Annotated in this window: 5 protein-coding genes and 1 pseudogene; all 6 read left to right on the top strand. The window is 44.0% G+C overall.

Annotation, left to right across the window (positions count from 1 at the left end):
- Nucleotides 1–140, top strand: a pseudogene (locus EI162_RS13040) (IS982 family transposase); the annotation flags it as partial.
- 219 nt (nt 141–359) lie between these two features.
- The gene (msbA, locus tag EI162_RS13035) at nt 360–2,150 is read left to right on the top strand and encodes a lipid A export permease/ATP-binding protein MsbA (RefSeq protein ID WP_192524755.1); all 1,791 of its coding nucleotides are present in this window, start codon (nt 360–362) and stop codon (nt 2,148–2,150) included.
- 73 nt (nt 2,151–2,223) lie between these two features.
- A complete protein-coding gene (lpxK, locus tag EI162_RS13030) occupies nt 2,224–3,381 on the top strand; it encodes a tetraacyldisaccharide 4'-kinase (protein WP_192524754.1) in 1,158 nt (385 codons plus the stop codon).
- A 37-nt stretch (nt 3,382–3,418) separates the two neighbouring features.
- Nucleotides 3,419–4,228 carry a 3-deoxy-manno-octulosonate cytidylyltransferase gene (gene kdsB, locus EI162_RS13025; protein WP_192524753.1) on the top strand — a complete coding sequence of 270 codons (810 nt, stop codon included), beginning with the start codon at nt 3,419–3,421 and terminating at the stop codon, nt 4,226–4,228.
- A 96-nt stretch (nt 4,229–4,324) separates the two neighbouring features.
- Complete coding sequence (locus tag EI162_RS13020) at nt 4,325–5,473, top strand: DNA polymerase III subunit delta' (RefSeq protein WP_192524752.1); 1,149 nt, start codon at nt 4,325–4,327, stop codon at nt 5,471–5,473.
- Between the two features lie 65 nt (nt 5,474–5,538).
- Nucleotides 5,539–5,886 (top strand): PilZ domain-containing protein, encoded by a 348-nt coding sequence (locus EI162_RS13015; protein ID WP_192524751.1) that lies wholly within the window; start codon nt 5,539–5,541, stop codon nt 5,884–5,886.
- Nucleotides 5,887–6,115: the final 229 nt, after the last annotated feature.

The following is a 6,115-nucleotide window of genomic DNA, read 5'->3' as shown; positions in this document are numbered from 1 at the left end:
TACAAAGGGTACGGGCAAGAGATTTATGGCATTTGTCTCATCGATTGATTCGTAAGATTCTGTCACATAATCTATGCTTTGTACTCAACAAAAAACTTGGTAACCCGCCTCTTCAGTTTGAGTTGCTTATTTCAAGTTGAGAGTGGGGTATATAAATGTATTTTTTATACTAAGACCAAAAAGTACGATTAGCCGTGTCAAACTCGTTTAGTCTACAGTGCCTAGCACTTGCACTCGTTTTTCTTGCTACTCTAATTTTTGTGAATGGTATTATTTAGACCTGACTATTTTGGCATCGCTATGAAACGGTGTCGTAAAGCGCAGTCCATTCATTTCATGATATCTAAATTGAGGCTTTTATGAGCCAAGCTTATCAACCTGACTCTAAAGACATATCTGCTAAAAAACCATCGATAGCGCCCCCATCAAATATACCTAAGCATAAAACATTGGTTCGCTTATTGAGGTATCTAAAACCCTATTGGTGGGCATTGCTACTGACTGTTTTGGGTTTTGCGATTAATGCGGCGACAGAGATTTGGATTGCTAAGTTATTGCAATATATTACTGACGCTATTAACCAGAACGATCAAAGCAAACAAGATTTATTTCCATTTATCATCGTTGGGTTGTTCTTTGTGCGCGGTGTCGGGAGCTTCTTAGGTAATTACTATACAGCCTTAGTCTCACGCAACCTGGTTTATGAGCTGCGGGTAGAGGTTTTTAATAAGTTGCTGCGCTTGCCAAGCTCATTCTATCTGGCCAATCCAGCAGGTACTATCTCGTCTAAGCTGATATTTGATGTTGAGCAAGTCACTGCCGCTAGTACGGATTCAATGAAAACCTTGCTGCGTGACGGCTTGACAGTTGTGGCGTTGATAGGATTTTTGCTGTATAGCAATTGGCGCTTGACCTTGATTTTGTTTGTTGTATTGCCCCCTATATTGTGGTTGATTCGGGTGGCTTCTAAGCGCTATTTGAAGCTGTCAAAAGGTATCCAAGAGACGATGGGTGATGTCAGTCATATTACCAATGAAGTCATTGGTGGCTATCAAGTGGTGAAGAATTATGGCGGACAAGCCTACGAATCCAAGCGTTTTGATAAAACCTCAAAAAAGAACTTGCGCCAAGGCATGAAAGTTGTCGTTACCAATAGTATTAATACGCCAGCCGTGCAGCTATTAATGGCGATGGCAATGTCAGTTGTGGTTTGGCTCGCGCTACGCCCAGCGGTGATAGACAATATCTCGGCAGGTGAGTTTATCTCTTATATTGCCGCTGCAGGACTGCTCAGCAAGCCAGTGCGCTCGTTGACGGATGTCAACCAAAAGTTGCAAAAAGGCATCGCCGCGGGTGAGTCAATTTTTGCCTTGCTGGATGAGCCAGAAGAAGAGGACACAGGTGTTGTCAGCTCGGCATTATCAGGTGAGATTCACTTGGATAATGTTGGCTTGGTTTATCCAGATTCGACTGTAGCCTTGCGTGACTTTACGCTAAATGTAAAAGCAGGGGAAACGGTGGCATTGGTAGGTCGCAGTGGCGCTGGTAAATCATCTTTAGTCAATTTGCTGACGCGTACTTTGGCGACCTCTTCAGGGCAGATTTCCTTGGATGGGATACCAATCAAAGATATCAAATTAGAAAGCTTGCGTGCTCAAATCGCCATGGTCAATCAGCAAGTCGTACTTTTTAATACCACGGTATTTAATAATATTGCTTATGGTGGCCTAGCCAATAAATCGCAGGCTGAGGTAGAGCGTGCTGCAAAAGACGCCTTTGCTCATGATTTTATTATGCAAATGCCCAATGGCTACCAAAGCGAAATTGGTGCCGAAGGTCTGCAATTATCTGGCGGACAGCGCCAGCGCTTATCGATTGCTCGGGCGCTACTAAAAGATGCGCCCATCTTGATTTTAGATGAAGCCACTAGTGCTTTAGATAATGAGTCAGAGTATTATATTCAGCAAGCACTTGATAATGTTATGAAAGACCGTACGACGCTGGTTATTGCCCATCGTTTAACCACTATTGAATCAGCTGACCGTATCGCGGTGTTGGATGGTGGTCAAATTGTCGAGCTGGGTACGCATAAAGAGTTGATGCAACTACAAGGTCATTATGCGCAAATGTATGCTCGAGATTTTGAATAGATTTACTGGGTTGTTTTTTTGGTAACTTTGGACGCTTACGTCGTACTAAATCAATAAAAATTGGTTAGCCATTATGAGTATTGAAACGACAGTGACCCGGGCATGGCAACGTCAAGCCGCATGGTTATGGCTGTTATTACCTATTAGCTGGTTGTACGGTCTAATAACCATGCTACGTCGTCAAGCTTATAAGGTTGGGGTGTTAAGTAGTTATCGTGCGCCAATTCCTATTATGGTTATTGGTAATATCAGTGTTGGCGGTAGCGGTAAAACACCCTTAATTATTGAATTGGTCAGTTACCTGCAGCAGCAAGGCGTTAATGTAGGTGTTATCAGTCGCGGTTACGGCGGTGATACCAGCCAGATGCCAGCGTTGGTCAACGTAAATAGTTTACCGAATGTGGTGGGTGATGAGCCTCGCTTAATCGTCAACATGACCGATGCACCCATGGCAGTATGCCCCAATCGTCAGCAAGCAATTACGACTTTGCTTGATACATATCCAGATTTACAATTAATTATTGCCGATGATGGCCTGCAGCATTATGCGTTGCAACGCGATATCGAATGGATTGTGGTCGATGCGGCGCGTGGGTTTGGTAACGGGCAATTATTGCCTACTGGGTTTTTACGTGAGCCACTGTCGCGCTTACAAGGGGCAACTGTCATTTATCACGAAAAGCAAGCGACAGAGCCCGCGGCTAACGGTAAAGATGATAGCGATGCTTATAACCATCAGCATCAAGCTAAACGCCTAACCATGCATTTACAGCCTGACAAGATGCAGCGCTTGTGGCAGCTGGCCGTCACTGATTCTCAAGTGACTGATGATTTAATAAATGATAGCGCCCCTGAAAAAGGCAGTAAAGTACATGCGGTGAGTGGTATTGGTTATCCGCAGCGGTTTTTTGATACCTTAAACTTGCTGGGCTTCGAGGTCATAGGTCATCCTTACCCTGATCATTATGACTTTAACCTAGCGGAGCTTTTACAATATAGCGATTACCCCATCGTCGTCACTAGTAAGGATGCGGTAAAGATAAAAACACTATTATTAGAATATACCGCTGAGCAAGCTCTCAATGACGAATATAAAAATCTCGTATCTAGGTTATGGATACTGCCAGTGACAGCCGTATTGTCTGACAGCTGTTATGATGACTTACAGCAGCAATTAAAGACGCTGGATATCGATGTTAAAAGTATAAAAAAGCTAAAATCAACCATATAAAATGCATTAAAACCATAAGATTGTTATAGGAATAACCATGTCGCCAGTCGCCACACCCGCAAAAACTCATATCGTCATTCCCGCACGTTTCAAAAGTACACGGTTGCCTGGCAAGCCATTATTGAGTATTCATGGCAAGCCAATGATACTGTGGGTCGCTGAAAAAGCACAGGCGGCACATTTTGCGGATGATATGTGTATCGCCACTGATGACGAGAGTATCGCTAAGGTATGTATAGAGTCGGGTTTCGATGTGGTAATGACCAGTAGCGAGCATGCTTCGGGGACGGATCGTTTGGCTGAAGTTGCGGCGATTAAAGGCTGGGCTGACCAGGATATCGTGGTGAATATGCAAGGTGATGAGCCTCTTGTGCCGCCACTATTATTAGAGCAAGTTAGAGCATTACTGGTGGCAGACAGTGCTAGCGTGATGGCGACTTTGTATGAGCCTATCGACGATTATGAGACTTTTATGCGCCCATCGGTGGTAAAGGTTGTGAGCCAACAGTTTAATGATTTGCAACGTGCACTTTATTTTAGCCGAGCGCCCATCCCTTGTGATCGCGACGTGGTAATGGCCAGCGAGAATCACCAATACCCACCAAAAAATGCGTATCGTCACTTAGGGTTATATGCTTATCGTGTTCGCTTATTACAGCAGTTTGTACATTGGCCGCAAACGCCGCTTGAAATACTTGAAAGCTTAGAGCAGCTACGTGTTTTAGAAAATGGTGGAAATATCGCTATCGCCGCCGCTGCCTGTCAGTTACCTGCTGGTGTCGATACGCAAGAAGATTTAGATCGTTTGAATAGCATGAGTTTAATGGATTTTCAAAATCCTATTTAAAATAGCCTAAGTAAAAATATAAACTCCATTCAAAGCGTCAGTAACACGCTATATCCCAGTATTTCAAAAATTAAGCAGTGTTATAGGGCAGTAGCTATGAGTAACATAACGGGAAATACAGACGCAATAGATACCTCAGATAAGATTTATTTTGCGCCGTTGTTGCCATGGCAGCAAGACCTGTGGTCGCAGCTTACCAAGCGCGTTTCGACAGCGCAGAAATCTTTGCCACATGCATTACTGGCTGCAGGGATGCAAGGGATGGGTAAGCGCGCTTTTGTCTGGCGTTTGGTTGCTTGGTTATTATGCCGTGAGCGTGATAGTCATCCAGCAGGGGCTTGTGGTTCCTGTGAGAGCTGCCAGTGGCTCAGGTCAGGTACACATCCAAGCTTGCAAGTGTTGCCGCTGGTGAGTATGCCAACCAATGCAGACCATGGCACTGATAAAGATAAATCGAACAGCGCCGCTAAAAATAAGAAAGCTAGCAATTCCAATAAAAACGCTACTAACAGTGCCAGTCTTAAGACAAAAATTGACGACATTCGTGCCTTGCAACCTTTTATTTATCAAGGCGGGCAGGGAATGCGAATCTGCGTGTTAGATCACGCTGAGAAAATGACAGTTGCTGCTGCAAATGCGCTGCTAAAAACCCTAGAAGAGCCACAAGCCCAAGTGCATTTGTTTTTGATTAGTGATACACCTGCCCAGCTGCTGCCCACTATCAAAAGCCGTGTGCAGCAGCTGGCCTTGCAAACGATTGAGCCTGCTATCGGCATTGATTATGTGACCCAAGTACTTGGGTCTACTGTCAATCGAGAAGCGGTCGGTACAGCTGAGATTGAGCAGCTTGTACAGTTGGCAAATGGCGCGCCTTTAGCGGCGATAGCGCTGGCCCAAACACCGTGGTATAGCAAGCGCGCTTTATGGCTGACGACGTGGCAAGCATTACGTAGTGGTAAGCGCAGTAGTGTGGCCGCCAGTGATTATTGGCAAAACCAGCTGGATTTAACCGCGTTTATCCAGTTGTCTGAGATGATGTTACTCGATATGCGCCGCGTCTGCCTTGGACTTGGTGAGCTGCAAAAAGACATCAATCTATCAGTAGTATTAAGAGACTATCAACCCGCCGATAGTGCCGTAGCAGCATTTGCTGATAGCTTACAACAGACTAAAATTGCGCTACAACAAAATGTGCAAGAAAAATTTGCCTATGATAGGCTAATGCAAGAATTGGCCTATTTATAACGTTTTGTATATAGCTTAATTACTGATAGAACTATATTATACTTACTTAACAAAGGAAGCTGATTATGGCCATGCCAGGACGCGGCGGGATTTTAACCTGCCATATTGAAAATATCGAAACTTTATATGCCAGCTATTTATCCTTTGTCAGTAACGGCGCGTTATTTGTGCCCTCTAATCAACCTCAACAATTAGGCAATGAAGTGTTTATTGCGGTAACTTTGCCCAACTCTAGCGAGCGCTTACCGATGAACGGTAAAATTGTCTGGATTAACTCAAAGACCCAAAGTGGTCGACCAGCAGGTTTTGCGGTGCAAATTGGTAGTGATGTTACTGGACAAAGAATAAAAAACGAAGTAGAGCGCTTATTGGCGGGTAAAATCGATAGCTTACAATCCACTTATACCATGTAGTTTTTATTACTATCAACGATCGTGTTTACTACTATAGTAAATTCTAAATAAAATCGATGCGTTAATAATCCCGTGCTACTGGTGCTAATTTTTCTTGCTTGCTGTTCGCAGGCGTGATAGAGGCTGCGGAAAATTTACTCCAGCAGCACTTGTATCGGTTTTAAAGTAAATAAAGGTGTAATGGACATTATTCATGCTGTCATAGGGTCTAACGCTATATACTGTCTAT

This window comes from Psychrobacter sp. FME6, from assembly GCF_014861365.1.
In the GTDB taxonomy this organism is placed as follows: domain Bacteria; phylum Pseudomonadota; class Gammaproteobacteria; order Pseudomonadales; family Moraxellaceae; genus Psychrobacter.
Note: the sequence above shows the minus strand (reverse complement) of the source record. Positions and strands in the feature narration are given on the sequence as shown.

Coding starts and splice junctions, on each gene's coding strand:
- msbA (WP_192524755.1), top strand. CDS start 360: ATGAGCCAAGCTTATCAACCTGACTCTAAAGACATATCTGCTAAAAAA.
- lpxK (WP_192524754.1), top strand. CDS start 2,224: ATGAGTATTGAAACGACAGTGACCCGGGCATGGCAACGTCAAGCCGCA.
- kdsB (WP_192524753.1), top strand. CDS start 3,419: ATGTCGCCAGTCGCCACACCCGCAAAAACTCATATCGTCATTCCCGCA.
- EI162_RS13020 (WP_192524752.1), top strand. CDS start 4,325: ATGAGTAACATAACGGGAAATACAGACGCAATAGATACCTCAGATAAG.
- EI162_RS13015 (WP_192524751.1), top strand. CDS start 5,539: ATGGCCATGCCAGGACGCGGCGGGATTTTAACCTGCCATATTGAAAAT.